Origin of the sequence: Hoylesella buccalis ATCC 35310 (genome assembly GCF_000177075.1) — a bacterium.
GTDB classification, from domain to species: domain Bacteria; phylum Bacteroidota; class Bacteroidia; order Bacteroidales; family Bacteroidaceae; genus Prevotella; species Prevotella buccalis.
Genome location: NZ_ADEG01000086.1, coordinates 85,151 through 108,843 on the forward strand (window position 1 = coordinate 85,151; position 23,693 = coordinate 108,843).

Sequence of the window (23,693 nt, forward strand, 5' to 3'; positions counted from 1 at the left end):
TAAAAAGACAATGGCAAATCGCGATTTACATTTAACACGTAACATAGGTATCATGGCCCACATCGATGCCGGTAAAACAACAACTTCTGAGCGTATCTTGTTCTATACAGGAAAAACTCATAAGATTGGTGAGGTGCATGATGGAGCAGCTACCATGGACTGGATGGCCCAGGAACAGGAACGTGGTATTACCATTACTTCTGCTGCGACAACCTGTACCTGGAAATATTTAGGAAAAGCTTTCAAGATTAACCTGATTGATACTCCGGGACACGTCGACTTTACCGCTGAGGTAGAACGTTCTTTGCGTGTGCTCGACGGTGCAGTAGCAACCTATTCTGCTGCCGATGGTGTACAGCCACAGTCGGAAACAGTGTGGCGTCAGGCTGATAAATATAATGTACCGCGCATAGGATATGTGAACAAGATGGACCGTTCTGGTGCAAACTTCTTCGAGACTGTTCAGCAGATGAGAGACATCTTGGGTGCGAATCCTTGTCCAATTCAGATACCAATCGGTGCAGAAGAAAACTTCAAAGGGGTAGTAGACCTTATTAAAATGAAGGCGATGTATTGGCACGACGAAACTATGGGTGCTGAATACGACATTGCTGATATCCCAGCTGAGTTGGTGGACGAAGCAAACGAGTGGAGAGAGAAATTATTAGATTCAGCTGCTAGCTTTGACGATGACTTGATGGAGAAATACCTTGAGGGTCAAGAAATCGATGAGGTGCAGTTGATCAAAGCAATCCGTAAGGGAACTTGTGCCATGGAGCTGACTCCGATGGTACTGGGATCATCCTATAAAAACAAGGGTGTTCAGCCTTTATTGGATTATATTTGTGCATTCTTGCCATCACCTTTGGATACTGAGGCTGTTGTCGGTACTAATCCTGATACAGATGAGGAAGAAGATCGTAAGCCTTCTGAAGAAGAGCCGACATCTGCTTTGGCATTTAAGATTGCGACAGACCCATTCATGGGACGTTTGGTATTCTTCCGTGTTTATTCGGGTAAAGTCGTAGCAGGATCGTATGTCTACAATCCTCGTACAGGTAAAAAAGAGCGTATCAGTCGTTTGTTCCAGATGGACTCTCATAAAGAAATTCCGATGGACTCAATTGATGCGGGTGATATCGGCGCCGGTGTTGGATTCAAGGATATTCGTACGGGTGACACCTTGTGCGATGAGGCTAAGCCTATCGTATTGGAGTCTATGACATTCCCCGATACCGTGATATCGATTGCCGTTGAACCCAAGAGTCAGGCAGATATCGCTAAGTTGGATAACGGTTTGGCCAAGTTGGCAGAAGAAGACCCAACATTTACAGTTCGCACCGACGAGCAGAGTGGTCAGACGATTATCTCTGGTATGGGTGAGTTGCACTTGGATATCATTATTGACCGTTTGAAGCGTGAATTCAAGGTTGAATGTAACCAGGGCAAGCCACAGGTTAACTATAAGGAGGCTATCACCAAGGATGTAACCTTGCGTGAAGTTTATAAGAAACAAAGTGGTGGTCGTGGTAAATTTGCCGACATTATCGTTACTGTAGGTCCAAAGGACGAGGATTATACCGAAGGCGACTTGCAGTTCGTTAACGAGGTTAAAGGTGGTAACGTGCCTAAGGAATTCATTCCTTCTGTACAGAAGGGCTTCCAAGATTGCCTGAAGAATGGTGTTTTGGGTGGTTTCCCTGTAACTGGCTTAAAGGTTACGTTAACAGATGGATCTTTCCACCCTGTTGACTCTGACCAATTGTCTTTCGAGCTTGCCGCACACAATGCATTCAAGAATGCTTGTCCGAAGGCTGGTCCTGTTTTGATGGAGCCTATCATGAAAGTGGAAGTGGTGACACCAGAAGAGAACATGGGTGACGTAATTGGCGACTTGAATAAGCGCCGCGGTCTTGTACAAGGCATGGATGAGGCGCGCAGCGGTGCCCGTATCGTTAAAGCGATGGTGCCATTGGCAGAGATGTTTGGTTATGTAACCGCATTGCGTACCATCACCTCTGGACGTGCAACCAGTTCGATGGAATATGATCATCATGCACCCGTCTCTACTTCTATTGCGAAGACGGTGCTTGAGGAGGTTAATGGTAAAGCAGATCTTTTGTAAGAAATCAAAATCAGGACAGAGAATCACGTCTTAGCGTATGACTCTTAAGACGTGTATCTCTCTCCTCTTAATAAATAACTAACAAATATCAAAGATGAGTCAAAAAATTAGAATTAAGCTGAAGTCTTACGACCACCAGTTGGTTGACAAATCAGCCGAGAAAATTGTGAAGGCAGTTAAGGCAACAGGTGCTATTGTCAGTGGTCCAATTCCATTGCCTACTCACAAGAGAATTTTCACCGTGAACCGCAGTACTTTCGTGAACAAGAAAGCACGTGAGCAGTTTCAACTCTCAAACTTCAAGCGTTTGATAGATATCTATAGCTCATCAGCTAAGACAGTTGATGCTTTGATGAAGTTGGATCTGCCAAGTGGTGTTGAGGTAGAAATCAAGGTGTAAATAAACGTGTGAAAAGTTTTTTCGTAGATGAGTATGAGAAAATGATTAGAGAAGTATAAACTTGTCAACTCGTCAACTCGTCAACTAAAAAACTCATAAACTAAAAAACTCATAAACTAATAATTTTATTGAAATGCCAGGATTAATTGGAAGAAAAATCGGAATGACATCCGTTTTCAGTGCCGACGGTAAAAATATACCGTGCACTGTTATCGAAGCTGGTCCTTGTGTTGTAACCCAGGTAAAAACAGAAGAAACTGACGGTTACAAGGCTCTTCAATTAGGTTTCGGAGAAGCAAAGGAAAAGAGAACAACCAAACCTTTGTTGGGAACCTTCAAGAAAGCCGGCACAACACCTAAAAAGCACTTGGTCGAGTTCAAATTTGATGGGGAGTATAACCTGGGTGACACTATTACTGTTGAGTTGTTTAACGATACAGAATTCGTTGACGTAATAGGCACCTCGAAAGGTAAAGGCTTCCAGGGCGTAGTTAAGCGTCACGGATTCGGCGGCGTAGGTCAGCGTACACACGGTCAGGATGACCGAGCTCGTAAGCCGGGTGCTATTGGTGCATGTTCTTATCCAGCTAAAGTGTTTAAGGGTATGCGCATGGGCGGCCAGATGGGTGGTGACAGAGTCACAACTCAGAATCTGAGAGTGTTAAAAGTGATTCCAGAGAAGAACCTGTTGATTGTCAAGGGCTCGTTTGCTGGATGCAATGGTTCAACTGTTTTAATTGAGAAATAATGGAAGTTAGCGTATTAAATATCAATGGTCAGGAAACTGGAAGAAAGGTTACGTTGAACGAAGCTATCTTCGGAATAGAGCCAAACGACCATGTGCTATATCTTGATGTAAAGCAGTATCTTGCAAATCAGCGTCAAGGAACAGCTAAGTCGAAAGAGAGAAGTGAGTTGAGTGGTTCTACTCGCAAACTTGGTCGCCAGAAAGGTGGTGGCGGTGCACGTCGTGGTGACATCAACTCGCCATTGCTTGTTGGTGGAGCTCGTGTGTTTGGTCCAAAACCACGTGACTATCGCTTTAAATTGAATAAAAAAGTAAAGAATCTTGCACGTAGATCGGCTTTGTCATACAAAGCACAGGAGAACGCAATCGTTATCGTGGAAGACTTTACTTTGGATGCTCCAAAGACTAAAGATTTCGTAAATATTGCAAAAAATCTTAAAGTAGAGGGCAAGAAGTCGCTCCTGGTTTTGCCAGAAGCAAATAAAAATGTATATTTGTCGGCTCGTAATCTGCAACAAGCAGATGTGATGACGGCATCTACACTCAATACTTATAAAGTTTTGAATGCAGATGTTCTTGTTGTGACAGAAAACTCGTTGAAGGTGATCGACAATATCTTAATTAAATAAAAGGAGACAATAGAACATGGCATATATCATTAAACCATTGGTCACTGAGAAGATGACTAAGATTACAGACAAGTCTTCTATTGAAAAAACTTATAAGGTGAAGGGCGAGGACCGCACAAAGGTTGCAGAACTGAAGTACGGCTTCATCGTTCGTCCAGAAGCCGATAAGCTCCAAATTAAGAAAGAGATTGAAAGTCTGTACAATGTTACAGTAATAAATGTGAACACAGCTCGCTACGCTGGGAAGCGCTCAAGCCGCTATACTCGCGCTGGACTTGTGAAGGGACAGAAAGCTGCGTTCAAGAAAGCAATCGTCACTCTGAAAGAGGGCGATACAATTGATTTTTACAGCAATATTTAAAATAAAAAATGGCAGTACGTAAATTTAAACCGGTAACTCCGGGACAAAGACACAAGGTTATTGGCACGTTCGAGGAGATTACTGCATCCGTGCCAGAGAAGTCTCTCGTTTACGGTAAACGCTCTTCAGGTGGTCGAAACAACACCGGAAAAATGACTGTCCGCTACATGGGTGGAGGTCATAGAAGAAAACTTCGTTTTATCGATTTCAAGCGTGAGAAAGATGGTGTTCCAGCTGTAGTAAAGACAATCGAATACGATCCAAACCGTTCGGCTCGTATCGCTTTGTTGTTTTATGCAGATGGTGAAAAACGTTACATTATTGCTCCTAATGGACTACAGGTAGGTGCTACGCTGATGTCTGGTGCTAATGCTGCACCTGAGGTAGGTAATGCACTTCCTTTAGCAAACATTCCTGTTGGTACAGTGATTCACAACATTGAATTGCGTCCAGGACAGGGTGCGTTGCTTGTCCGTTCGGCTGGTAATTTTGCTCAGTTGACTTCTCGTGAGGGCAGTTATTGTGTGATTAAGCTCCCTTCTGGCGAAACTCGTCAGATATTGAGTGCTTGTAAGGCTACGGTAGGTAGTGTAGGTAACTCTGACCATGCATTGGAACAGTCAGGAAAGGCTGGTCGTTCACGCTGGTTGGGTCGTCGTCCACACAACCGTGGTGTAGTGATGAACCCTGTTGATCACCCAATGGGTGGTGGTGAAGGCCGACAGAGTGGTGGACATCCACGTTCACGCAAGGGCTTGTATGCTAAGGGTCTCAAGACACGCGCACCTAAGAAGCATTCTAATAAGTACATTATTGAAAGAGCTAACAAATAATCAAGTAAACTAAGAGTAAAATATGAGTCGTTCACTTAAGAAAGGTCCGTATATCAACGTAGCTCTGGAAAAGAAAATTCTCGCAATGAATGAGAGTGGAAAGAAGAGCGTTGTTAAAACATGGGCAAGAGCTTCAATGATTTCCCCTGATTTCGTGGGTCACACTGTTGCAGTCCATAACGGAAATAAATTTATCCCTGTTTACGTTACAGAAAACATGGTTGGACATAGGTTGGGAGAGTTTTCTCCAACTCGTCGTTTTGGTGGCCATGCCGGTAACAAGAAATAATAGGGACAAACCATTTAAAAGTAAAAATTAATAATGGGAGCAAGAAAGCATATAGCGGCTGAAAAATTAAAAGAAGCCCGCAAAAATTTATACTTCGCAAAGCTCAAAGGTGTTCCTTCATCACCCCGAAAAATGCGCTATGTAGTAGACATGATTCGAGGTATGGAAGTTAACCGCGCTCTCGGAGTATTGAGATTCTCAAAAAAGCAAGCTGCTCAAGATATAGAGAAGTTACTTCTTTCTGCAATTGCTAACTGGGAAGCTAAGAATGATCGTAAGGCTGAAGATGGAGAGTTATTCGTCAGCCGTGTCTTCGTAGATGAAGGTGTTACGATGAAGCGTATGAGACCGGCACCGCAGGGTCGTGGGTACAGAATTCGTAAGCGTAGTAACCATGTTACTTTGTTTGTTGATGCCAAAACTAATGACGAAAAATAATAAATAGAATGGGACAGAAAGTTAATCCAATAAGCAATCGACTTGGAATTATCCGTGGTTGGGATTCAAATTGGTTCGGTGGTAAGGACTTCGGAGACAACCTTGTAGAGGACAGGAAAATCCGCAAGTATCTTAATGAGCGTTTGGCTAAAGCTAGTCTTTCACGCATTATCATTGAACGTACCTTGAAGCTCGTTACCATTACTATTTGTACAGCAAGACCTGGTATCGTCATTGGTAAAGGTGGTCAAGATGTAGATAAACTTAAGGAAGAATTGAAGAATCTTTTCAATAAAGAAATTCAAATCAATATCTTTGAGGTGAAGAAGCCTGAGCTCGACGCCAACATTGTAGCAAACAATATCGCTCGTCAAGTAGAAGGTAAAATCGCTTACCGCCGTGCTATCAAGATGGCCATCCAAAATACCATGCGCGCAGGTGCAGAGGGTATCAAGGTCCAAATATCTGGACGTTTGAATGGTGCAGAAATGGCACGTAAGGAAATGTATAAAGAAGGTCGTACGCCTTTGCATACATTCCGTGCTGACATCGATTACTGCCAGACAGAAGCGCTTACGAAAGTAGGTTTGCTTGGCATCAAAGTTTGGATTTGTCGTGGAGAAGTTTATGGTAAGCAAGAATTGACACCAAACTTCACACAGGATAAGACGAATAATGGTCGTCCAAACGGTGGCCGTAACGGTGGTCGTGGTAATCGTAGAAGAAACAATAACCGTTAAAAGAAAAAGTTATCATGTTACAGCCAAAAAGAGTAAAATATAGAAGACCTCAAGATGGACGTGGAAATAAGGGAAACGCCCACAGAGGAACACAGCTCGTTTTCGGTTCATTCGGTATCAAGACGCTTGAACCCAAATGGATCGATAGCCGACAGATAGAAGCTGCACGTGTAGCAGTAAACCGTTACATGCAGCGTGAAGGACAAGTCTGGATACGAATCTTCCCGGACAAACCAATCACTCGTAAGCCTGCCGATGTCCGCATGGGTAAAGGTAAAGGTGATCCCATGGGATGGGTGGCTCCAGTTACGCCAGGACGTATCCTCTTTGAAGTAGAAGGTGTAAGCTTTGATGTAGCTAAAGAGGCACTGCGCTTAGCAGCTCAGAAGTTGCCTGTGAAGACAAAGTTTGTTGTACGACGTGATTACGATAAAAACGCTTAAGCTATGAAGATGACAGAATTAAAAGGACTCGCTGAAAAGGACTTGCGAGAGAAGCTAGAGAATGCAGAGGCAGCTTACAATCAGATGAAGCTAAATCATGCAGTATCTCCTTTGGAGAATCCATCTCAGATAAAGATAGCTCGTCGTGACATCGCACGTATGAAAACTGAACTGCAGCAGAGAGAACTTAATAAATAACAATGGTTCAGATGGAAACAAGAAATTTAAGAAAAGTAAGACAGGGTGTCGTTGTTAGCAACAGCATGGATAAGACCATCGTCATTGCATCAAAGTTCAAGGAGAAGCACCCTATATATGGTAAGTTTGTTCAGAAAACAAAAAATACCATGTACACGATGAAAAGAATGAGGCTAATGTAGGTGATACAGTTCTCATTATGGAGACACGTCCTTTGTCAAGAACAAAGAGATGGAGATTAGTTCAAATAGTAGAAAAAGCTAAGTAATTATGATACAGGCAGAATCAAAACTTACAGTATGTGATAACAGCGGCGCACGCGAAGCTCTTTGCATCCGTGTTCTCGGTGGTACCGGTCGCCGTTATGCAAGTGTGGGAGACGTTATTGTTGTTTCAGTGAAAAACGTAATTCCATCAAGTGATTTGAAAAAAGGTGCAGTATCTAAGGCTTTAGTCGTTCGTACAAAGAAAGAGATTCGTCGTCCGGATGGTTCATACATTCGTTTCGACGATAATGCTTGTGTTTTATTGAACAATGCTGGCGAGATAAGAGGAAGCCGTATCTTCGGTCCTGTCGCTCGTGAGTTGCGTGCAATAAACATGAAAGTGGTTTCTTTGGCACCAGAGGTTCTTTAATTATTAAAATTACAAGTAAATGAGTAAGTTACATATAAAGAAAGACGATACAGTGATTGTACTGTCCGGTTCGGATAAAGGCAAGACTGGAAAGGTGCTCAAAGTGTTGGTCGACGAAGAACGTGCCATCGTTGAGGGTGTGAATGTTGTAGCCAGGAGCACAAAACCTTCTGCTAAGACTCCCCAAGGAGGCATTGTTAGGCAGGAAGCACCTATACATATCTCGAATTTGAGTTTAATAGACCCAAAGAGTGGCAAGGCTACTCGTATTTCTATCAAACGAGAAGGTAAGAAAGTGATACGAATCGCCAAAAAATCAGGGGAGGAAATCAAATAATATGGATACAGCGCAATTCAAGAAAACTTATAAAGAGAAAATCGCTCCAGCATTGAAGGAACAGTTTCACTACTCTTCAACAATGGAGGTTCCCGTTCTCAAAAAAATCGTCATCAATCAAGGACTTGGTAATGCAACTGAGGACAAGAAGATTATTGACGTTGCGGTGAATGAAATTTCATCTATTACCGGTCAGAAAGCTGTTACGACCTATTCTAAGAAGGATATTGCAAACTTCAAACTTCGTAAGAAAATGCCGATTGGTGTGATGGTAACCTTACGTCGCGAGCGTATGTATGAGTTCTTGGAAAAACTCGTACGTGTAGCTTTGCCTCGTATTCGTGACTTCAAAGGTATTGAAAGCAAGTTTGATGGACGCGGAAATTATACACTGGGTATTGAAGAGCAAATCATCTTCCCGGAAATCAATATCGATGCGATTGATCGTATACAGGGTATGAACATCACTTTTGTCACGTCTGCCAAGACTGATGAAGAGGGATACGCATTGCTCAAAGGTTTCGGTCTTCCATTTAAGAACGCAAAAAACGATTAAAAGAATATGGCAAAAGAATCAATGAAAGCTCGCGAAATTAAGCGTGCGAAGCTAGTAGCTCGCTACGCTGAAAAACGCGCAGCTCTTAAAAAGGTTATTGCAACAACAGAGGATCCTGCGGAAGCTTACGAGGCTGCTCGTAAATTGCAGTCAATTCCTAAGAATGCGAATCCTATCCGCCTTCATAACCGTTGCAAGGTTACGGGACGTCCAAAAGGATATATCCGCCAGTTCGGCCTTTCTCGTATTCAATTCAGAGAAATGGCTTCGGCAGGATTGATTCCAGGCGTTAAGAAGGCTAGTTGGTAATTGTTAACGCAATACTGACACCATACATCAAAAAGATGCTAATTTAATATTGTCGGGGTAGTCCCGATTAATTAAACTTTTATAAAATGACAGATCCAATAGCAGATTATCTGACAAGACTCAGAAATGCGATTATGGCACATCACCGTGTCGTTGAGATTCCTGCGTCTAACTTGAAAAAGGAGATTACTAAGATCCTTTTCGAGAAGGGATACATCTTGAACTATAAGTTCATTGAAGATGGTCCTCAGGGAACAATTAAAGTTGCTTTGAAGTATGATTCTACTACAAAGCAGAACGCTATCAAGGAATTGAAGCGAGTGTCTACACCCGGTTTGCGCCAGTATACCGGTTACAAAGACATGCCGAGAGTAATTAACGGACTAGGTATTGCAATATTATCTACGTCTCAGGGTGTAATGACTGACAAGGAGGCTACCGCTCAAAAAATTGGCGGTGAGGTTCTTTGCTATGTATATTAATTGGAGGTTAGAATATGTCAAGAATAGGAAAATTGCCAATTAGTATTCCTGCAGGAGTAACAGTGAATTTCGACGATAAGACCAATGTCGTTACTGTCAAGGGACCCAAAGGTGAATTAACTCAGGAGATAAATCCTTCTATCAAGCCATCCATTAGCGACGGACAAATTACTTTCGAGGTAGATGAGAAAAGTCCGGTAGATTATAAGCAAAAACAAGCTTACCATGGTTTGTATCGTTCTTTAGTCAACAATATGGTCGTTGGTGTAAGCGAAGGCTATAGTAAGACACTCGAACTCATCGGTGTTGGTTTCCGTGTATCCAACCAAGGTAACCTTGTAGAGTTCTCTCTCGGATATACTCACCCAATCTTTATCCAACTTCCAAATGAAGTAAAGGTAGAAACAAAGTCAGAAAGAAATCAAAATCCGCTCATTAAGTTAGAGTCGTGTGATAAGCAACTGTTAGGTCTCATTTGTGCTAAAATTCGTTCTTTCCGTATGCCTGAGCCTTACAAGGGAAAAGGTATTCTCTTCAAGGGAGAGGTTATTCGTAGAAAGTCTGGAAAGACAGCTGCGGCTAAGTAATTTTAATTTTTTACGATTATGACAACAAAGAAAGAAAAAAGACGAATGAAGATAAAGTTCCGTATTCGTAAGAATGTAAACGGAACAGCTGAGCGCCCACGTTTAAGTGTTTTCCGCTCTAATAAACAGATTTACGCTCAGGTAATTAATGATATAACTGGTACAACTCTCGCTTCTGCTTCCTCTTTAGGCTTAGAAAAAATGCCAAAGGATGAACAGGCACAGAAGGTTGGTGAACTCATTGCACAAAAGGCTCAAGCAGCTGGAGTAGAAGCTGTTGTCTTTGACCGTAATGGTTACCTCTACCATGGTCGTGTTAAGGAGTTGGCTGATGCTGCTCGCAAGGGTGGACTTAATTTTTAAACGGTTATGGCAATGAATAAAGTAAAGATAAATAGCGACGTAGAATTAAAAGATCGTTTGGTTGCAATCAACCGTGTTACCAAAGTGACAAAAGGTGGCCGAACATTCACTTTTGCTGCTATTGTCGTTGTAGGTGATGGCAACGGAATTATTGGCTACGGACTCGGCAAGGCTGGTGAAGTAACATCTGCCATCGCCAAGGGTACTGAAGCTGCCAAGAAGAATTTGGTGAAGGTTCCAGTATTGAAAGGTACTATTCCTCATGAGATAGAAGCACGTTATAGCGGTGCACGCGTATTCTTGCGTCCGGCTGCTGCTGGTACAGGACTGGTTGCCGGTGGTGCTATGCGCGCAGTGTTGGACAGTGTTGGTATTACAGATGTGTTGGCTAAGTCGAAGGGATCTTCTAACCCTCACAACTTGGTTAAAGCCACGATTTTAGCGTTGAGTCAGGTTCGTGATGCATACACCGTCGCAGGCGCACGTGGCATCGAGATGAATAAGGTATTTAACGGATAAGGAGACTGAAGAATGGCAACAATAAAAGTAAAGCAAATCAAGAGTAAAATTGGCGCTCCTGTGGACCAGAAGAAAACACTGCTGGCACTGGGACTTCATAAAATCTCTCAGATTGTTGAAGTCGAGGATACTCCAAGTATGCGTGGTATGATTCGGAAGGTACATCATTTAGTATCCGTCGTTGAATAGTAATCTTTTAAGAAGTAAAATCATGAAATTATATAATTTGAAACCAGCAGAAGGCTCTACTCATTCACGTCGTCGTATTGGTCGTGGTCCAGGTTCTGGACTCGGCGGAACTTCTACCCGTGGACACAAAGGAGCCAAATCTCGTTCTGGTTATAAAAAGAAGATCGGATTTGAAGGTGGTCAGATGCCACTTCAGCGCCGTGTTCCCAAAGGTGGCTTCAAGAATATCAACCGCAAGGAATATTTCGCTGTAAACTTGTCGACACTCCAGACGTTAGCAGAAGAAAAGAACCTTACCAAGATTGGAATCGCCGAGTTGGTGGCAGCTGGCCTAACCAATGGCAAGAAGCTTGTAAAAATCTTAGGAAACGGTGAACTGACAGCTAAAATTGATGTAGAAGCAAATGCATTCTCAAAAACTGCTGAAGAGGCAATCAAGGCAGTAGGTGGTAACACAACTAGAATCTAAGTAATGAAAAAGTTTATTGAGACACTAAAGAACTGTTGGAAGATTGAGGATTTGCGCCAGCGTCTCCTCATAACTCTTCTATTTACGGCCATCTATCGTTTTGGCTCGTTTGTAGTACTGCCGGGTATTAATCCTGCTTCGTTAGGACAACTCCAAAAGCAGACTGAAGGCGGCTTGATGTCGCTGCTTGACATGTTCTCTGGTGGTGCATTCTCAAATGCGTCCATATTCGCACTTGGGATTATGCCCTATATCTCAGCTTCTATCGTTATGCAACTTCTAGCTGTTGCTGTACCTTATTTCCAAAAGATGCAACGCGAGGGTGAGAGTGGTCGGAAGAAGATTAGCATGTACACTCGGTATCTGACAGTATTTATTTTGCTGTTACAGGCTCCTAGTTACTTGATGAACCTGAAGTATCAGGCTTCACAGGCTTTGGCTACAGGTATCTCATGGACAGTCTTTATGATTCCGGCTACCATTATCCTGGCTGCAGGCAGCATGTTCATCCTTTGGCTAGGTGAACGGATAACAGATAAGGGTGTAGGTAACGGTATCTCATTAATTATCATGATTGGTATCATCGCCCGCCTTCCTCAGGCTTTCGTTCAAGAGGCAGGTTCACGCTTAACAGCCATTAGCGGTGGTGGATTGATTATGTTTATCGTTGAGTTGCTGATTCTCTTTGGCGTGGTCTGTGCTGCAATCTTGCTGGTACAGGGAACACGTAAAGTTCCTGTGCAATATGCCAAACGTCTGGTGGGCAACAAGCAATATGGTGGTGCACGTCAGTACATCCCATTAAAACTGTTCGCGGCCAACGTAATGCCTATCATCTTTGCTCAAGCATTGATGTTTATTCCTTTGGCTATTGTTCAGTATCAGTCTGATAATGCATCTCCGATAGTTCGTTCTCTCATGGACCCTCACAGCTTGTTGTATAATGTCATCTATGTGATTCTGATTATAGCATTTACATATTTCTATACGGCTATTACTTTGAATCCTGTTCAGATGGCAGAAGACATGAAGCGCAATAATGGTTTCATTCCGGGGATTAGACCTGGTAAGGATACAGCCGAGTACATTGATACGATTATGTCTCGCTTGACCTTTCCTGGCTCGTTGTTTATTGCTTTTATAGCGATTATGCCAGCTTTAGCTGGTCTGTTGAACGTACAGCAAGGTTTCTCACAGTTCTTCGGAGGTACGTCTCTCTTGATTCTCGTTGGTGTCGTTATAGATACGCTGCAGCAAATAGAGAGCCACTTGTTGATGCGTCATTACGATGGACTGCTAAACGTGGGACACACGAGAGGTAATCATGTATCAGCCTACTAATCTTTAGTCTGAGAGTGAATATATTCTTAAAGACTGAAGATAAAATAGACTTGATGCGTTAGACATAACATCTGACAGGAGCAACGCTCACTGATGTTGGTAAGTCTGTCAATGAAGGTGTCACGACACCTCTGTTGGATTGCTTAACTAACGTGTTTTGTTAGAGATTGCGAATCACCCCGAGCTTGTTGAATAATCCATACTCGTATGGAGATTCATTCCCGGAGAACATCTCTGCCTCTATCAATTTTGTAGTTCCACATGGCATTCCAGACAAGCAACGATTTTGCGTGAGGGTGACATCAGCCCAATCGCAGTTGCCATTCATCATGGCCAAGTGGAGATTTTATCAACGTTTAAGAATATTGAACTTTTAGAAAGAAATAATTAATTATGGCTAAACAGTCCGCAATAGAGCAAGACGGAACCATCGTGGAGAGTTTATCTAACGCAATGTTTCGCGTAGAGCTTGAAAACGGTGTGGAGATTATAGCACATATCTCAGGAAAAATGAGAATGCACTATATCAAGATCCTGCCTGGTGACAAGGTGAAGGTCGAAATGAGTCCTTACGATTTGACTAAAGGCAGAATCGTTTTCAGATATAAATAATCAAGTATAAGATATGAAGACAAGAGCATCATTAAAGAAACGTACACCCGACTGTAAGATCGTTCGTCGTAAAGGTCGTCTGTTCGTCATTAACAAGAAAAACCCGAAGTTTAAATTACGTCAGGGCTAAAAAAAAAGATGAAGTGTTGTATCTCTTTCAATGAGAATTGAAGTGTGCAGCTCAAATCCAATTAAAGTTATTTATTTTATTAATTTTATCAACAAATGGCAATAAGAATTGTTGGAGTAGATTTGCCCCAGAATAAGCGTGGCGAAATCGCATTGACCTATATCTATGGTATTGGTCGAAGTAGTTCAGCAAAGATATTGGATAAGGCTGGTGTAAACCGTGACTTGAAGGTTAGTGAATGGACTGACGACCAAGCAGCCAAGATCCGTGAAATTATCGGTGCTGAATTCAAAGTAGAAGGTGATCTCCGCTCAGAGATCCAGATGAATATCAAGCGACTGATGGATATTGGTTGTTATCGTGGCGTTAGACATCGTAATGGTCTTCCAGTTCGTGGTCAGAGCACCAAAAACAATGCTCGTACACGTAAGGGTAGAAAGAAGACTGTTGCTAATAAGAAGAAGGCTACTAAGTAAATTTAGTTGAGAGTTGAGGGTTGAGAATTCATTTTTCTCAATACATTAAAACTTAAACTCCTAACTTTTAAACTAAAAAAGATTATGGCAAAGAAAACAACAGCTTCAAAGAAGAGGAATGTAAGAGTTGATGCACTGGGACAGTTGCATGTTCACAGCTCATTTAATAATATTATCGTTTCATTGGCAAACAGCGAAGGTCAGGTTATATCTTGGTCTTCAGCAGGTAAGATGGGCTTCCGTGGCTCTAAGAAAAATACTCCCTACGCTGCACAGATGGCAGGTGAGGATTGCGCTAAAGTCGCTTTCGACTTAGGATTGCGTAAGGTTAGAGCGTTCGTTAAAGGGCCTGGAAATGGTCGTGAGTCTGCTATTCGTGCGGTTCATGCTGCAGGAATTGAGATTACAGAGATTATTGATGTCACCCCATTGCCACACAATGGATGCCGTCCACCAAAGAGACGTAAGGTATAAATTCTTATCTTGAGCCTGGTTTAACTGTCAGGCTCCTGATATTATCACTAGAATAAGTTTATTTTTTTATATTATGGCTAGATACATAGGTCCGAAATCTAAAATTGCACGTCGATTTGGTGAACCCATCTTCGGCGCTGACAAAGTTTTGTCCAAGAGAAACTTCCCTCCTGGACAGCATGGTAATAACAGACGCAGGAAGATGTCTGAGTTTGGTGCCATGTTGGCAGAGAAGCAAAAGGCAAAGTACACGTATGGTGTACTTGAGCGCCAGTTCCGTAATATGTTTGAGAAGGCTGCAAAGTCTGATGGAATTACCGGTGAGGTTCTCCTTCAGAACCTTGAATGCCGTCTTGACAATGTGGTCTTCCGTATGGGTATAGCCCCAACGCGTGCCGCAGCTCGTCAAATGGTTGGGCATAAGCATATCGTTGTTGATGGAAGTGTTGTCAATATACCATCTTATGCAGTTAAACCAGGTCAGATAGTGGGTGTACGAGAGAAAGCAAAGTCTCTCGAGGTCATCGAGGCTTCTCTGGCTGGTTTCAACCATAGTAAATATCCTTGGATCGAGTGGGATGAGAATTCAAAGAGTGGTAAGTTCTTGCATCTGCCAGAACGTGCTGACATCCCTGAGAATATTAAGGAACAGTTAATCGTTGAGTTGTACTCTAAATAAATCATTAAATTAATGGCGATATTAGCATTTCAAAAACCTGATAAAGTAGTAATGTTGGAGGCTGACGACAAGTTCGGTAAATTTGAATTTCGTCCACTTGAGCCTGGCTTTGGTATTACCATCGGTAATTCATTGCGCCGCATTCTCCTTTCATCACTTGAAGGCTATGCTATCAATACCATTCGTATAGCTGGTGTTGAGCATGAATTTTCTTCAGTGCCTGGTGTAAAGGAAGATGTTACCAACATTATCTTGAATCTCAAGCAAGTTCGATTCAAGCAAGTAGTAGAAGAATTCGAGAATGAGAAAGTTAGTATCACCGTAGAGAATTCCACTGAGTTCAAAGCGGGCGATATCGGTAAGTATCTGACTGGATTTGAAGTGTTAAATCCTGATTTGGTGATTTGTCATTTAGATGCTAAAGCTTCCATGCAGATAGACTTGACCATCAATCAAGGACGTGGATACGTTCCCGCTGATGAGAACCGTCAATTCTGCACGGATGTTAATGTCCTCCCAATCGATTCAATCTACACCCCAATCCGTAATGTTAAATACTCAGTAGAGCCTTATCGTGTTGAACAAAAAACCGACTACGACAAGCTTGTCATTGAGGTAACAACGGATGGTTCCCTATCCCCAAAGGATGCACTGAAAGAAGCTGCCAAGATTCTTATCTATCACTTCATGTTGTTCTCGGATGAAAAGATAACACTCGAAAATCCGGATCAGGACGACAACCAGGAGTTTGATGAGGAAGTGTTGCGCATGCGTCAATTGCTTAAGACGAAACTTATTGACTTGAACCTTAGTGTTCGCGCACTCAATTGCCTCAAGGCAGCTGAAGTTGAAACTCTCGGTGACTTGGTGCAGTACAACAAGACAGACTTATTGAAGTTCCGCAACTTTGGAAAGAAATCGCTTTCAGAGCTTGATGATTTGCTCGAAAGTCTGAATCTATCATTTGGAACCGATACATCAAAGTATAAACTGGATAAGGAGTAAGGTTTTAGTATGTGAGTTATTAAGTTCTTATGTAGTTGAGTTTAGAAGTTTAGGTTTGGATGTATTGAGTAATCAATATTCAGAACTATGAATGAGTAAACCTTCTATCTACTTGAATCTATAACGTCTATATTAGTAAATCCACTCTCATCCAAAACGAACAAAACAAAAAATGAGACACAATAAAAAATTCAACCACTTAGGTCGTACTGCATCTCATCGTGATGCTATGCTTGCTAACATGGCAGTATCTCTGATTATGCACAAAAGAATCACTACGACCCTCGCAAAGGCAAAGGCTTTAAAAAAGTATGTAGAGCCACTGATTACTCGTTCAAAGGACGATACGACCAATTCGCGTCGTGTTGTTTTCCGCTACCTCCAGAAAAAAGAAGCTGTAACAGAACTGTACAAGACTGTAGCTCCAAAAGTAGGAGACCGTCCAGGCGGTTACACCCGTGTAATCAAGCTGGGTACTCGTCAAGGTGATGCTGCTCAGATTGCTTTTATCGAGTTAGTTGATTTTGATGACAATATGGCAAAGACTGAGAAAACAGCTAAGAAAACTCGTCGTAGCCGTCGTTCTTCAGGTAAGAAGAATGATGAAGCTGCTAAGGCTGATAGTGCTGTTGAAACAGACGATGTTGTTAAGGCAGAGACAGCCGAAGAAACTTCGAAAGAGGCTTCTGAAGCTAAAGCCAAAGAAGATGTTTCTGAAGCAACAGCTAAAGAAGATGCTTCTGAAGCAAAGGCACAAGACGAAAAGGAAGCTAAGTAAATTTTACCATATTGGTTTCAATATAAACGCTCTCATCCAATTGGGTTGAGAGCGTTTTTTTATAAGTACACTCGGCATCAGCACTATCTAATGGGTAAGTCCCGATTAAGTCCTTGTGGCAGAAACTACATAGTCGTACCTTGAAGACTATTTAGTCGTCCTTCTATCGCTCTCCGTATACTTTTTCAGATAATCATGCGTTATTGTCATAGCATCTTAAAAAAAAGATAGAATGAGAGTTAAGATGATACTACCTGCATTGCAGGAGGCAGAAAGTCCTTATTGGCGACCTATAAAGTATTCACTTTTTCCCCCTTTGGGACTGGCAACACTCGCTGCCTATTTCTCCTATGATGACGATGTGGTGATTCAAGATCAGCATGTTGAGAAACTGGTCCTTGATGACACGCCTGATTTGGTTTGTATACAAGTGTATGTTACTAATGCCTATCGTGCCTATAAGATTGCCGATAGTTATCGACAAAGAGGGGTATTTGTAGCTCTAGGTGGTCTACATGTAACCAGTCTTCCTGATGAAGCATCACTTCATGCTGATACCATATTATTAGGTCCAGGGGAGGAAGCATTTCCTCGTTTTATCAAGGACTTGCGTGAGGGGCATCCGCAAAAGAGGTATGTTGCCAGTTGGAGAAGTCTGGAGAACATACCTCCTGTCCGTCGCGACCTCATCAAGAGGGAAAAGTATTTCGTACCGAATTCCCTTGTTGTATCAAGAGGCTGTCCTCATCATTGTGATTTCTGCTATAAAGATGCTTTTTATGGTAAGGGGAAATCATTTTACACACAAAAGGTAGATGATGCATTAGCAGAGATTGACAGGCTTCCTGGCAGACATCTTTATTTTCTTGATGACCATTTGTTGGGTAACCCCCGGTTCGCATCCGAGTTGTTCGATGGAATGCGTGGTATGGGCAGGGTGTTCCAAAGTGCCGCTACTGTTGCTTCGGTATTAAATGGCAATCTGATAGAGAAGGCAGCAGAGGCTGGTTTACGTAGTTTGTTCCTGGGTTTCGAGACGTTTTCTCCAGAGAACCTTCGTTCCAGTAACAAATTACAAAACTTATCAAAAGATTATGTGGCTGCTGTTGAACGACTTCATCGTCTTGGCATCATGATCAATGGTAGTTTTGTTTTCGGCCTTGACCACGATGATAAAGATGTATTCCATAGGACTGTTGATTGGGGGATTGAGCATAGTATCACCACCGCAACGTTCCACATTCTAACTCCTTACCCAGGAACGCGACTTTTTCAGCAAATGGAACGGGACGGTCGCATTACATCACATGATTGGAGCAAGTACGACACTAGGACTGTCGTTTACAAGACGATGGGCTTGTCTACAGAAGAGTTAAAACAAGGCTATGATTGGGCTTATCGCGAGTTTTACTCATGGAAAAACATCTTCAATGCAAGTTTTGGTCATGACAATCTGAAGCAGCAGTTCGCCCATTTATTTTATATGGGCGGATGGAAGAAGTTTGAGCCATTTTGGAATTTTATGATTCAGTATGGTAATCTGAATCGTATGTTGCCTGTGTTGGAAAGTCTGTTAACTAACACTGGTGGTCATAGAAATAAAAAAAACTCCAAATCTAAATATGGAGATCCTAAGAATAAACTGCCCTATGAGAAAATGTCAAGCTATTGAAAACGTCTATTGCTGCATGATGATGGTATGTTGTGTTACCATTAGTCGTTTGTCACGAATTTATTCATACTAATTTCAATTAACGACATTGAGTATTGTCAAAGTGATCTGCAATTATATCCAGAACTAAAAACATTTATGATGAAAAAAATTACATCTTTTTTGTTATTATTCATGGCTGTCATGGTATTCGCAACATGGCAGTACCGTTTGCTGTGCTTCCTGTTTTTCATCCTTCTCAACAGAAATTGGGTTAAGTCCTTGCCTCTGATGAAACGAACTATACATTCTTATAGCTTCTTAATCGCATTGTTACTGGTTGGTATTTTAATCTCTATCCCAAATTATATCCAGAGAGGCCGTACTCAGTTGGTTTATTTGAATGATACTGGACAGAAAACTTCCACGCCGCTAAGTCTCTATGTCGTGAATGCTCTGTTTCCGGAGGAAGAAGTGATGAATATCTGTTTGAAGGCGACAGCCATTTTGCCATCATCAAAACTTAGTCCGATTTTTAAGAACCTTGGAAGTCGCTTCATCAGGGATGCTCAAAAAGATTTCTGGAATGGAAAGGCGATTGGTTTTTATACTCCATATAATCAACTGTCGTGGCAAGGTAGTAACCCCGGATCATTTGCTATTACTCAGGCATATAATGAGTTTATAGGAGGAAATTATAATGGCATATATATAACAAAGCCGAAACATTATTCTACATCAAAGAACTATCCAGTTGTGTTCTTTGCACATGGCTATCTGGGCAGTTGGGAATTCTATCAAGGGTTTCTCTCCAGTTTGGAGGATTGTTTTATAGTAAGTATAGCAACTCGAGATTTGTCTGGTATTTTTAGTTATGAGGATATCAGCAAGATATTCAAGCACTATCTTCCATTGTTAAAGGAAGAAGGATACAATATAGATGAAAGTCATCTCCATTTAATAGGATTATCAAATGGTGGCACGGCATCAAATGTGGCCCTGCGTAGCTTTGATAATCGATTTCAGACAATAACTTATATTTCAACATCATGTGATGTGATAAAACGGTCGCATGCAAAAGTGTTGTTGATAGGAGGGGGAAAGGACGCTAGTTCCTCTAATCTTCCAGGTGCCAGTAAACGATTGCAGCGACGTGGTACAAAAACAACCATATTGTTCGATGATGAAGAAAACCACTATATCATGGTACATCAAAAAGAAAGGATAATAGAATTCCTCAACAAAGAATTGGAATTAATATGAAAAGACAAAGGGCTTCTGTTAATAATTCCCAACAAGCAGCACAGCATGTTGCGAAAAATACTATATTTACCAACAATAAATTTGACTAACCAAACAATTATTTGAGATGAAGAAAGTATTTTTGATGGCAATGGCAGCCATAGCGTTTATATTTGCGGGCTGCGAAAACAAGAAGACAGCACCTAACGACAATCAGGCAGACACAACGATTGTGATGGATGCAAGTGTAGACGCAACCGCCGACTCTCTGACGTCTGAACTTGATACGCAGTTATCGCAGAACAACACGGATGCCATTCAGGCAAGCCTGACATCGCTGCAAAACAAGTATGCTGAGTTGGTGGCTTCTGGCAAGCTGGACACGGCCAAGGCCTATGCCGCCAAAATTCAGCTGTTTTTGAACGACAATGCAGAGAAAATCAAGGCTGCCACAGCTAACAATGCCACTATTGCTGCGCTTGTATCGGGCATTCAGAACCTTCCTACAACAGCAGAAGCAACAGCCGAACAGGCTGAGGCAGCTGTAAAAAACAATGCGGAGGAAATGATGAAAGAGGCTGAATTTGAAACCAACAAGGCCATTGATAAGGCCAAGCGGGAAGCCACGAAAGCCACTGACAATGCCAATGCCAAAATGAATGAGGCGAAAGACAAAGCCGGCAAGGCGCTTGACAAAAGTGCAGAGGAAGCCAACAAAGAAATAAACCAGGCCAGAGGGCAAATCCGAAAAGGACTGGGGCTGTAATTCCAGAAGCACTTCCAACTGGATAGGTGGAGCTGTAAACACGTTAGCCCAGGGCAATGTAATGTCCTGGGCTAACGTACTTTTGGGCTTTCAGCCCGTCGTCATCTCGATTAACATTCGCATCGTACACCGCTAGAGGCCGTGTGCGATTGAATCGAGCCGGGTGACGCAATGACGTAGTCGGTAGGAAAAACGATTCCTACCTCACTATCTTCATTGTTTTTTTACCTTGTTTGACAATGTAGATGCCATGCAAGGGCAGTTGGTTTACAGAGAAGGCTGCTGCTGGGAGTTGCAATAGCTTGTGACCCTGCAAGTCGTACACGCTGACAGGTGCTTCGGCATCGCTTACCGTAGATGCCTCGATGGCTGTTACCCAGTCGTAATTGGTGCGGTCGCCCTTGACGGAGAAGGTGCCATTGGCGATGTTGATCACCACACTGTTGGGTTTGCCATATTCTGATCTTACCACTTGCCAGTTGGCATCGCGATCATCCTTGAAACGTAGATAGACTTGATAATCGCCATCGGGCAGGTCGGCAGGAATGAGGATTCTTTCCCGCAAAATTGAGTTCCAGTAACCGTCTTTGGCTTGATAGTTTGTTGTCTCAAGGTCGCGTTGTAGTCCATTTCCTTCGATAACTAAAGCAAGTGTACCATTGACAGGTGTGCTGCTCACGTTCCAAACCTTCGCCTCGCCCCTGCTGATAGCTCGCCTGGAGAGTTTTTCGATGGTGAGCTGGCTGCCATAATACAGGGTGAGGTGACTCTTCCACGCTCCTTGCTTCTCTGGATGAATGCCAACAATCATATCTTGATAGTAACTGTAGTCACCGCTATTCTTTGGTGTCAAGATACCGATGTCGAAATAGCCGTCTTGATAGCCTCCCCATCCCCAGTTGACATGCACTTTGCCTTCAGCGTTATAACCATCGATTACAAAAGCATGGCCATTTTCCCAGTTCCTATCGTTGCCAGAATAGTAGATGGGGCGATGTTGGGACAGTTCGTTAAATACCATGTCCATCCACTCTTGTTCCGAATAGTAGTTGCGGGTGTAACGATTCATGTTGGGGTTGTAGCCGAAATACTTAATAAGCGCGTTTTGTGCGCTTCTTGTGTATGACGAACTGAAGTTTGGTTTATAATCCATATTGACGGAAATACCCACCTGTCGCATCAACTCTGATACAGCTTTCGCCTCTTCGTCAGTGTATTTTCCTTTTTCATAGATAGGCAACATCTTGTCCCACTGATAGGGTGATGCGGAAAAGTCAGCGGAGAGTGTCTCACCGTTCATGGAATAGGTGTTCGACCCTTTGCCCTCCTTGGGGTACTTGTAATAGCGCATAATTTGCGTCATGGTGATTGCCACGCATCCCACAAGATAGGGTTTGCCCTTATCATCCTTTTGTACATCGTTATTAAATGGGGCTTCTTGTTGCCATCTGGTTTTTATGAGTGGTTCTACATGGTCGGGTAGGGGTGCTGATGGTGCGATGGCACCACTGTAGCCATGTCCACTGGCTATACGCGAGGCAATAGCTGCGTTGGCTGCCCGTAAATACCATTGAAAGGCGGGGTTGATGTTTGTATCGTTAGTATATGGCTTGTTTGATACACCGACAACGGCTTCAATGGCATCGTCGTTGGCCAATACCACAAAACCTACATGGCGGTTGCCAATCACTGTCAAGTCAGACAGTTGCTGAAGCGTAGCCATACTGCCGGTGTTTGTGGCTCTCGTATCTTCGATAGTCGTAGATACAGAAAGTTCTCGAGCAGCGATGGCTCTGAGTTGTGCCATGGTGCGAGGTTTTGCCGATGCAGAAAGACTAAGCAGCAAGCTAAGGAAAAAAGTAGTAAATAATCTGAATCTCATTATATACATATTTGTTACAGTTGATAGAAAAACCCAATGGGCATTGGCAAGAGTTCTCCCACCGCCCATTGGGTTGCAATTGATGACAACACAGTGTGTGTTATCTTTTTATTGTTCGTTCATTTTTTAGTCCAAAAGCGCAATCCATTCTGGATTCCCATTGTTGGTCCACCATCCCCAATCAGGCGAGTACCAGTGTAGCCACAACTCAAAGGTGTCATCATCTGGATAATATTTGCCACATTCGTCTTTGGTCAAAGCGTCAATGTCTGCCTTCTTCCAAAGTTTCTCGCTATCACTATATAAACCAACAATCCAAAAATCTTTCATGCCATCGTTGTTCCATTTCTGCGTATGGATGTACTGGGGTTTCATGTGAAGTATGTTTTCACTATCTTTCCAGAAAGTAATGGTTCCCATGTCGCTGTCAATCCATTCAGCCTTTGCATGTAGACCTTTGATGGTGTAAGTTCCCTTAGGAAATTCCATGACATCAATATTCTTAAACATCCATCCATAATACCAGCTGTCCCAATTGGCATGGTGCAGGATGTATCGGTTCACGGTGATATCAAGCTCGGTGTTACCATAATCGTAAGCTTGCGCATCATCCACCTTGATGTTTACTTTCTCAGTGCTTGCGGGTTGCATGTCAAAGTTGACGTTGATCTTCTTTGTTTTTTCCCCAGCTTTAAACTCCACACTTTGTGGCACTTTGAACTTGCTGTTGTTGGTTATTAAATGAATGGTCGCAGCTGCAGAACCGTCAGGACGTCCCACCGTCAACTCAAGTTTTTGTGGCTCGCTGTTTTCCAAGTCTAAGACTGTTTTTGCAGTGAGGATATATGCTTTTTGTGTGGCAACGCTACTATCAGCTGTGGCAGGCTCATACTCGTACTCCTCTACGCAAGAAGCGAGAAGTGCTACGCTCACAAACAGTAGAATAGCCTTCATGGTTTGATATGTCTTTTTCATAATTTCTAATGATATGATGTTACAATATTAA

General features: G+C 42.6%; 34 protein-coding genes and 1 pseudogene. 33 read left to right on the forward strand and 2 right to left on the reverse strand.

The features are described 5' to 3' along the window. Positions 1 to 10: 10 nt before the first annotated feature. The 33 genes and pseudogenes from fusA (at position 11) to HMPREF0650_RS09100 (ending at position 20,805) form a co-directional block, all read left to right on the forward strand. A complete protein-coding gene (gene fusA, locus HMPREF0650_RS08945) occupies positions 11 to 2,125 on the forward strand; it encodes an elongation factor G (RefSeq protein ID WP_004350157.1) in 2,115 nt (704 codons plus the stop codon). Positions 2,126 to 2,219: 94 nt separating this feature from the next. After that, the gene (rpsJ, locus tag HMPREF0650_RS08950; RefSeq protein ID WP_004350159.1) at positions 2,220 to 2,525 is read left to right on the forward strand and encodes a 30S ribosomal protein S10; all 306 of its coding nucleotides are present in this window, start codon (positions 2,220 to 2,222) and stop codon (positions 2,523 to 2,525) included. Positions 2,526 to 2,658: 133 nt separating this feature from the next. Next, the gene (gene rplC / locus HMPREF0650_RS08955; protein ID WP_004350161.1) at positions 2,659 to 3,273 is read left to right on the forward strand and encodes a 50S ribosomal protein L3; all 615 of its coding nucleotides are present in this window, start codon (positions 2,659 to 2,661) and stop codon (positions 3,271 to 3,273) included. After that, on the forward strand, positions 3,273 to 3,902 hold the full coding sequence (rplD, locus tag HMPREF0650_RS08960) for a 50S ribosomal protein L4 (RefSeq protein ID WP_004350162.1): 630 nt from the start codon (positions 3,273 to 3,275) through the stop codon (positions 3,900 to 3,902). The genes rplC and rplD overlap by 1 nt, the downstream gene beginning before the upstream one ends. 16 nt (positions 3,903 to 3,918) lie before the next feature. After that, a complete protein-coding gene (gene rplW, locus HMPREF0650_RS08965; protein ID WP_004350164.1) occupies positions 3,919 to 4,263 on the forward strand; it encodes a 50S ribosomal protein L23 in 345 nt (114 codons plus the stop codon). An 8-nt stretch (positions 4,264 to 4,271) separates the two neighbouring features. Beyond that, positions 4,272 to 5,096 (forward strand): 50S ribosomal protein L2, encoded by an 825-nt coding sequence (rplB, locus tag HMPREF0650_RS08970; RefSeq protein WP_004350166.1) that lies wholly within the window; start codon positions 4,272 to 4,274, stop codon positions 5,094 to 5,096. Positions 5,097 to 5,118: 22 nt separating this feature from the next. After that, the gene (gene rpsS, locus HMPREF0650_RS08975; RefSeq protein ID WP_004350168.1) at positions 5,119 to 5,385 is read left to right on the forward strand and encodes a 30S ribosomal protein S19; all 267 of its coding nucleotides are present in this window, start codon (positions 5,119 to 5,121) and stop codon (positions 5,383 to 5,385) included. A 33-nt stretch (positions 5,386 to 5,418) separates the two neighbouring features. After that, positions 5,419 to 5,823 carry a 50S ribosomal protein L22 gene (gene rplV / locus HMPREF0650_RS08980; protein WP_004350170.1) on the forward strand — a complete coding sequence of 135 codons (405 nt, stop codon included), beginning with the start codon at positions 5,419 to 5,421 and terminating at the stop codon, positions 5,821 to 5,823. Between the two features lie 8 nt (positions 5,824 to 5,831). Next, the gene (gene rpsC, locus HMPREF0650_RS08985; RefSeq protein ID WP_004350172.1) at positions 5,832 to 6,563 is read left to right on the forward strand and encodes a 30S ribosomal protein S3; all 732 of its coding nucleotides are present in this window, start codon (positions 5,832 to 5,834) and stop codon (positions 6,561 to 6,563) included. Between the two features lie 14 nt (positions 6,564 to 6,577). Continuing rightward, positions 6,578 to 7,006, forward strand: coding sequence for a 50S ribosomal protein L16 (gene rplP, locus HMPREF0650_RS08990; RefSeq protein WP_004350174.1), 429 nt, complete (start codon positions 6,578 to 6,580; stop codon positions 7,004 to 7,006). Between the two features lie 3 nt (positions 7,007 to 7,009). Beyond that, positions 7,010 to 7,204: a 50S ribosomal protein L29 gene (rpmC, locus tag HMPREF0650_RS08995; protein WP_004350176.1), complete on the forward strand. Its 195-nt coding sequence runs from the start codon at positions 7,010 to 7,012 to the stop codon at positions 7,202 to 7,204. Positions 7,205 to 7,215: 11 nt separating this feature from the next. Further along, positions 7,216 to 7,472: pseudogene (gene rpsQ / locus HMPREF0650_RS09000) on the forward strand (30S ribosomal protein S17). A gap of 2 nt (positions 7,473 to 7,474) precedes the next feature. Continuing rightward, a complete protein-coding gene (gene rplN / locus HMPREF0650_RS09005; RefSeq protein WP_004350179.1) occupies positions 7,475 to 7,840 on the forward strand; it encodes a 50S ribosomal protein L14 in 366 nt (121 codons plus the stop codon). Positions 7,841 to 7,859: 19 nt separating this feature from the next. Continuing rightward, positions 7,860 to 8,177, forward strand: a complete 318-nt coding sequence (gene rplX, locus HMPREF0650_RS09010; RefSeq protein WP_004350181.1) for a 50S ribosomal protein L24 — start codon at positions 7,860 to 7,862, stop codon at positions 8,175 to 8,177. Between the two features lies 1 nt (position 8,178). Then, complete coding sequence (gene rplE, locus HMPREF0650_RS09015; protein ID WP_004350183.1) at positions 8,179 to 8,733, forward strand: 50S ribosomal protein L5; 555 nt, start codon at positions 8,179 to 8,181, stop codon at positions 8,731 to 8,733. 6 nt (positions 8,734 to 8,739) lie between these two features. Further along, the gene (rpsN, locus tag HMPREF0650_RS09020; RefSeq protein WP_004350185.1) at positions 8,740 to 9,042 is read left to right on the forward strand and encodes a 30S ribosomal protein S14; all 303 of its coding nucleotides are present in this window, start codon (positions 8,740 to 8,742) and stop codon (positions 9,040 to 9,042) included. Positions 9,043 to 9,128: 86 nt separating this feature from the next. After that, positions 9,129 to 9,524, forward strand: a complete 396-nt coding sequence (gene rpsH / locus HMPREF0650_RS09025; RefSeq protein ID WP_004350187.1) for a 30S ribosomal protein S8 — start codon at positions 9,129 to 9,131, stop codon at positions 9,522 to 9,524. A gap of 14 nt (positions 9,525 to 9,538) precedes the next feature. After that, positions 9,539 to 10,111 (forward strand): 50S ribosomal protein L6, encoded by a 573-nt coding sequence (rplF, locus tag HMPREF0650_RS09030; RefSeq protein WP_004350189.1) that lies wholly within the window; start codon positions 9,539 to 9,541, stop codon positions 10,109 to 10,111. A gap of 18 nt (positions 10,112 to 10,129) precedes the next feature. Then, positions 10,130 to 10,474, forward strand: coding sequence for a 50S ribosomal protein L18 (gene rplR, locus HMPREF0650_RS09035; RefSeq protein WP_004350191.1), 345 nt, complete (start codon positions 10,130 to 10,132; stop codon positions 10,472 to 10,474). Between the two features lie 6 nt (positions 10,475 to 10,480). Further along, a complete protein-coding gene (rpsE, locus tag HMPREF0650_RS09040) occupies positions 10,481 to 10,993 on the forward strand; it encodes a 30S ribosomal protein S5 (RefSeq protein WP_004350193.1) in 513 nt (170 codons plus the stop codon). Positions 10,994 to 11,005: 12 nt separating this feature from the next. After that, positions 11,006 to 11,182: a 50S ribosomal protein L30 gene (gene rpmD / locus HMPREF0650_RS09045; RefSeq protein WP_040563013.1), complete on the forward strand. Its 177-nt coding sequence runs from the start codon at positions 11,006 to 11,008 to the stop codon at positions 11,180 to 11,182. A 22-nt stretch (positions 11,183 to 11,204) separates the two neighbouring features. After that, positions 11,205 to 11,651 (forward strand): 50S ribosomal protein L15, encoded by a 447-nt coding sequence (gene rplO / locus HMPREF0650_RS09050; RefSeq protein WP_004350195.1) that lies wholly within the window; start codon positions 11,205 to 11,207, stop codon positions 11,649 to 11,651. A 3-nt stretch (positions 11,652 to 11,654) separates the two neighbouring features. Further along, positions 11,655 to 12,992 (forward strand): preprotein translocase subunit SecY, encoded by a 1,338-nt coding sequence (secY, locus tag HMPREF0650_RS09055; RefSeq protein ID WP_004350197.1) that lies wholly within the window; start codon positions 11,655 to 11,657, stop codon positions 12,990 to 12,992. A 393-nt stretch (positions 12,993 to 13,385) separates the two neighbouring features. Beyond that, positions 13,386 to 13,604, forward strand: a complete 219-nt coding sequence (gene infA / locus HMPREF0650_RS09060; RefSeq protein ID WP_004350199.1) for a translation initiation factor IF-1 — start codon at positions 13,386 to 13,388, stop codon at positions 13,602 to 13,604. Positions 13,605 to 13,617: 13 nt separating this feature from the next. Continuing rightward, complete coding sequence (gene ykgO / locus HMPREF0650_RS12830; protein ID WP_004350205.1) at positions 13,618 to 13,734, forward strand: type B 50S ribosomal protein L36; 117 nt, start codon at positions 13,618 to 13,620, stop codon at positions 13,732 to 13,734. 95 nt (positions 13,735 to 13,829) lie between these two features. Then, positions 13,830 to 14,210, forward strand: coding sequence for a 30S ribosomal protein S13 (gene rpsM / locus HMPREF0650_RS09065; RefSeq protein ID WP_004350207.1), 381 nt, complete (start codon positions 13,830 to 13,832; stop codon positions 14,208 to 14,210). 84 nt (positions 14,211 to 14,294) lie between these two features. Next, positions 14,295 to 14,684, forward strand: a complete 390-nt coding sequence (gene rpsK, locus HMPREF0650_RS09070) for a 30S ribosomal protein S11 (RefSeq protein ID WP_004350208.1) — start codon at positions 14,295 to 14,297, stop codon at positions 14,682 to 14,684. A 73-nt stretch (positions 14,685 to 14,757) separates the two neighbouring features. After that, positions 14,758 to 15,363, forward strand: coding sequence for a 30S ribosomal protein S4 (gene rpsD, locus HMPREF0650_RS09075; protein WP_004350211.1), 606 nt, complete (start codon positions 14,758 to 14,760; stop codon positions 15,361 to 15,363). Positions 15,364 to 15,375: 12 nt separating this feature from the next. Beyond that, the gene (locus HMPREF0650_RS09080) at positions 15,376 to 16,368 is read left to right on the forward strand and encodes a DNA-directed RNA polymerase subunit alpha (RefSeq protein ID WP_004350213.1); all 993 of its coding nucleotides are present in this window, start codon (positions 15,376 to 15,378) and stop codon (positions 16,366 to 16,368) included. A 172-nt stretch (positions 16,369 to 16,540) separates the two neighbouring features. After that, a complete protein-coding gene (gene rplQ, locus HMPREF0650_RS09085; RefSeq protein ID WP_004350214.1) occupies positions 16,541 to 17,146 on the forward strand; it encodes a 50S ribosomal protein L17 in 606 nt (201 codons plus the stop codon). Positions 17,147 to 17,378: 232 nt separating this feature from the next. Next, positions 17,379 to 18,818: a B12-binding domain-containing radical SAM protein gene (locus HMPREF0650_RS09090; protein WP_004350216.1), complete on the forward strand. Its 1,440-nt coding sequence runs from the start codon at positions 17,379 to 17,381 to the stop codon at positions 18,816 to 18,818. A 138-nt stretch (positions 18,819 to 18,956) separates the two neighbouring features. Next, positions 18,957 to 20,060: an alpha/beta hydrolase family protein gene (locus HMPREF0650_RS09095; protein WP_004350217.1), complete on the forward strand. Its 1,104-nt coding sequence runs from the start codon at positions 18,957 to 18,959 to the stop codon at positions 20,058 to 20,060. 106 nt (positions 20,061 to 20,166) lie between these two features. Further along, positions 20,167 to 20,805 (forward strand): hypothetical protein, encoded by a 639-nt coding sequence (locus HMPREF0650_RS09100; protein WP_040563017.1) that lies wholly within the window; start codon positions 20,167 to 20,169, stop codon positions 20,803 to 20,805. A gap of 199 nt (positions 20,806 to 21,004) precedes the next feature. On the opposite strand, the gene HMPREF0650_RS09105 is transcribed toward HMPREF0650_RS09100, so the two are convergent. Both HMPREF0650_RS09105 and HMPREF0650_RS09110 read right to left on the reverse strand, forming a co-directional pair. After that, positions 21,005 to 22,612 (reverse strand): C10 family peptidase, encoded by a 1,608-nt coding sequence (locus HMPREF0650_RS09105; protein ID WP_004350219.1) that lies wholly within the window; start codon positions 22,610 to 22,612, stop codon positions 21,005 to 21,007. A 201-nt stretch (positions 22,613 to 22,813) separates the two neighbouring features. Further along, the gene (locus HMPREF0650_RS09110; RefSeq protein WP_004350221.1) at positions 22,814 to 23,662 is read right to left on the reverse strand and encodes a hypothetical protein; all 849 of its coding nucleotides are present in this window, start codon (positions 23,660 to 23,662) and stop codon (positions 22,814 to 22,816) included. Positions 23,663 to 23,693 lie beyond the last annotated feature (31 nt).

Excerpts from the sequence above, each read along its gene's own strand:
- HMPREF0650_RS09090 (WP_004350216.1), top strand. The coding sequence starts at position 17,379 with ATGAGAGTTAAGATGATACTACCTGCATTGCAGGAGGCAGAAAGTCCT.
- rpsS (WP_004350168.1), top strand. The coding sequence starts at position 5,119 with ATGAGTCGTTCACTTAAGAAAGGTCCGTATATCAACGTAGCTCTGGAA.
- rplQ (WP_004350214.1), top strand. The coding sequence starts at position 16,541 with ATGAGACACAATAAAAAATTCAACCACTTAGGTCGTACTGCATCTCAT.
- HMPREF0650_RS09105 (WP_004350219.1), bottom strand. The coding sequence starts at position 22,612 with ATGGCACAACTCAGAGCCATCGCTGCTCGAGAACTTTCTGTATCTACG.
- rpsE (WP_004350193.1), top strand. The coding sequence starts at position 10,481 with ATGGCAATGAATAAAGTAAAGATAAATAGCGACGTAGAATTAAAAGAT.
- rpmD (WP_040563013.1), top strand. The coding sequence starts at position 11,006 with ATGGCAACAATAAAAGTAAAGCAAATCAAGAGTAAAATTGGCGCTCCT.
- HMPREF0650_RS09095 (WP_004350217.1), top strand. The coding sequence starts at position 18,957 with ATGATGAAAAAAATTACATCTTTTTTGTTATTATTCATGGCTGTCATG.
- rpsM (WP_004350207.1), top strand. The coding sequence starts at position 13,830 with ATGGCAATAAGAATTGTTGGAGTAGATTTGCCCCAGAATAAGCGTGGC.
- rpsH (WP_004350187.1), top strand. The coding sequence starts at position 9,129 with ATGACAGATCCAATAGCAGATTATCTGACAAGACTCAGAAATGCGATT.
- infA (WP_004350199.1), top strand. The coding sequence starts at position 13,386 with ATGGCTAAACAGTCCGCAATAGAGCAAGACGGAACCATCGTGGAGAGT.
- rpmC (WP_004350176.1), top strand. The coding sequence starts at position 7,010 with ATGAAGATGACAGAATTAAAAGGACTCGCTGAAAAGGACTTGCGAGAG.
- rplW (WP_004350164.1), top strand. The coding sequence starts at position 3,919 with ATGGCATATATCATTAAACCATTGGTCACTGAGAAGATGACTAAGATT.
- secY (WP_004350197.1), top strand. The coding sequence starts at position 11,655 with ATGAAAAAGTTTATTGAGACACTAAAGAACTGTTGGAAGATTGAGGAT.
- rplN (WP_004350179.1), top strand. The coding sequence starts at position 7,475 with ATGATACAGGCAGAATCAAAACTTACAGTATGTGATAACAGCGGCGCA.
- rpsD (WP_004350211.1), top strand. The coding sequence starts at position 14,758 with ATGGCTAGATACATAGGTCCGAAATCTAAAATTGCACGTCGATTTGGT.
- HMPREF0650_RS09110 (WP_004350221.1), bottom strand. The coding sequence starts at position 23,662 with ATGAAAAAGACATATCAAACCATGAAGGCTATTCTACTGTTTGTGAGC.
- rpsJ (WP_004350159.1), top strand. The coding sequence starts at position 2,220 with ATGAGTCAAAAAATTAGAATTAAGCTGAAGTCTTACGACCACCAGTTG.
- ykgO (WP_004350205.1), top strand. The coding sequence starts at position 13,618 with ATGAAGACAAGAGCATCATTAAAGAAACGTACACCCGACTGTAAGATC.
- rplF (WP_004350189.1), top strand. The coding sequence starts at position 9,539 with ATGTCAAGAATAGGAAAATTGCCAATTAGTATTCCTGCAGGAGTAACA.
- rplE (WP_004350183.1), top strand. The coding sequence starts at position 8,179 with ATGGATACAGCGCAATTCAAGAAAACTTATAAAGAGAAAATCGCTCCA.
- HMPREF0650_RS09080 (WP_004350213.1), top strand. The coding sequence starts at position 15,376 with ATGGCGATATTAGCATTTCAAAAACCTGATAAAGTAGTAATGTTGGAG.
- rplD (WP_004350162.1), top strand. The coding sequence starts at position 3,273 with ATGGAAGTTAGCGTATTAAATATCAATGGTCAGGAAACTGGAAGAAAG.
- rplP (WP_004350174.1), top strand. The coding sequence starts at position 6,578 with ATGTTACAGCCAAAAAGAGTAAAATATAGAAGACCTCAAGATGGACGT.
- rplV (WP_004350170.1), top strand. The coding sequence starts at position 5,419 with ATGGGAGCAAGAAAGCATATAGCGGCTGAAAAATTAAAAGAAGCCCGC.
- rplC (WP_004350161.1), top strand. The coding sequence starts at position 2,659 with ATGCCAGGATTAATTGGAAGAAAAATCGGAATGACATCCGTTTTCAGT.
- rpsN (WP_004350185.1), top strand. The coding sequence starts at position 8,740 with ATGGCAAAAGAATCAATGAAAGCTCGCGAAATTAAGCGTGCGAAGCTA.
- rplO (WP_004350195.1), top strand. The coding sequence starts at position 11,205 with ATGAAATTATATAATTTGAAACCAGCAGAAGGCTCTACTCATTCACGT.
- rplB (WP_004350166.1), top strand. The coding sequence starts at position 4,272 with ATGGCAGTACGTAAATTTAAACCGGTAACTCCGGGACAAAGACACAAG.
- rpsK (WP_004350208.1), top strand. The coding sequence starts at position 14,295 with ATGGCAAAGAAAACAACAGCTTCAAAGAAGAGGAATGTAAGAGTTGAT.
- fusA (WP_004350157.1), top strand. The coding sequence starts at position 11 with ATGGCAAATCGCGATTTACATTTAACACGTAACATAGGTATCATGGCC.
- rplX (WP_004350181.1), top strand. The coding sequence starts at position 7,860 with ATGAGTAAGTTACATATAAAGAAAGACGATACAGTGATTGTACTGTCC.
- HMPREF0650_RS09100 (WP_040563017.1), top strand. The coding sequence starts at position 20,167 with ATGAAGAAAGTATTTTTGATGGCAATGGCAGCCATAGCGTTTATATTT.
- rpsC (WP_004350172.1), top strand. The coding sequence starts at position 5,832 with ATGGGACAGAAAGTTAATCCAATAAGCAATCGACTTGGAATTATCCGT.
- rplR (WP_004350191.1), top strand. The coding sequence starts at position 10,130 with ATGACAACAAAGAAAGAAAAAAGACGAATGAAGATAAAGTTCCGTATT.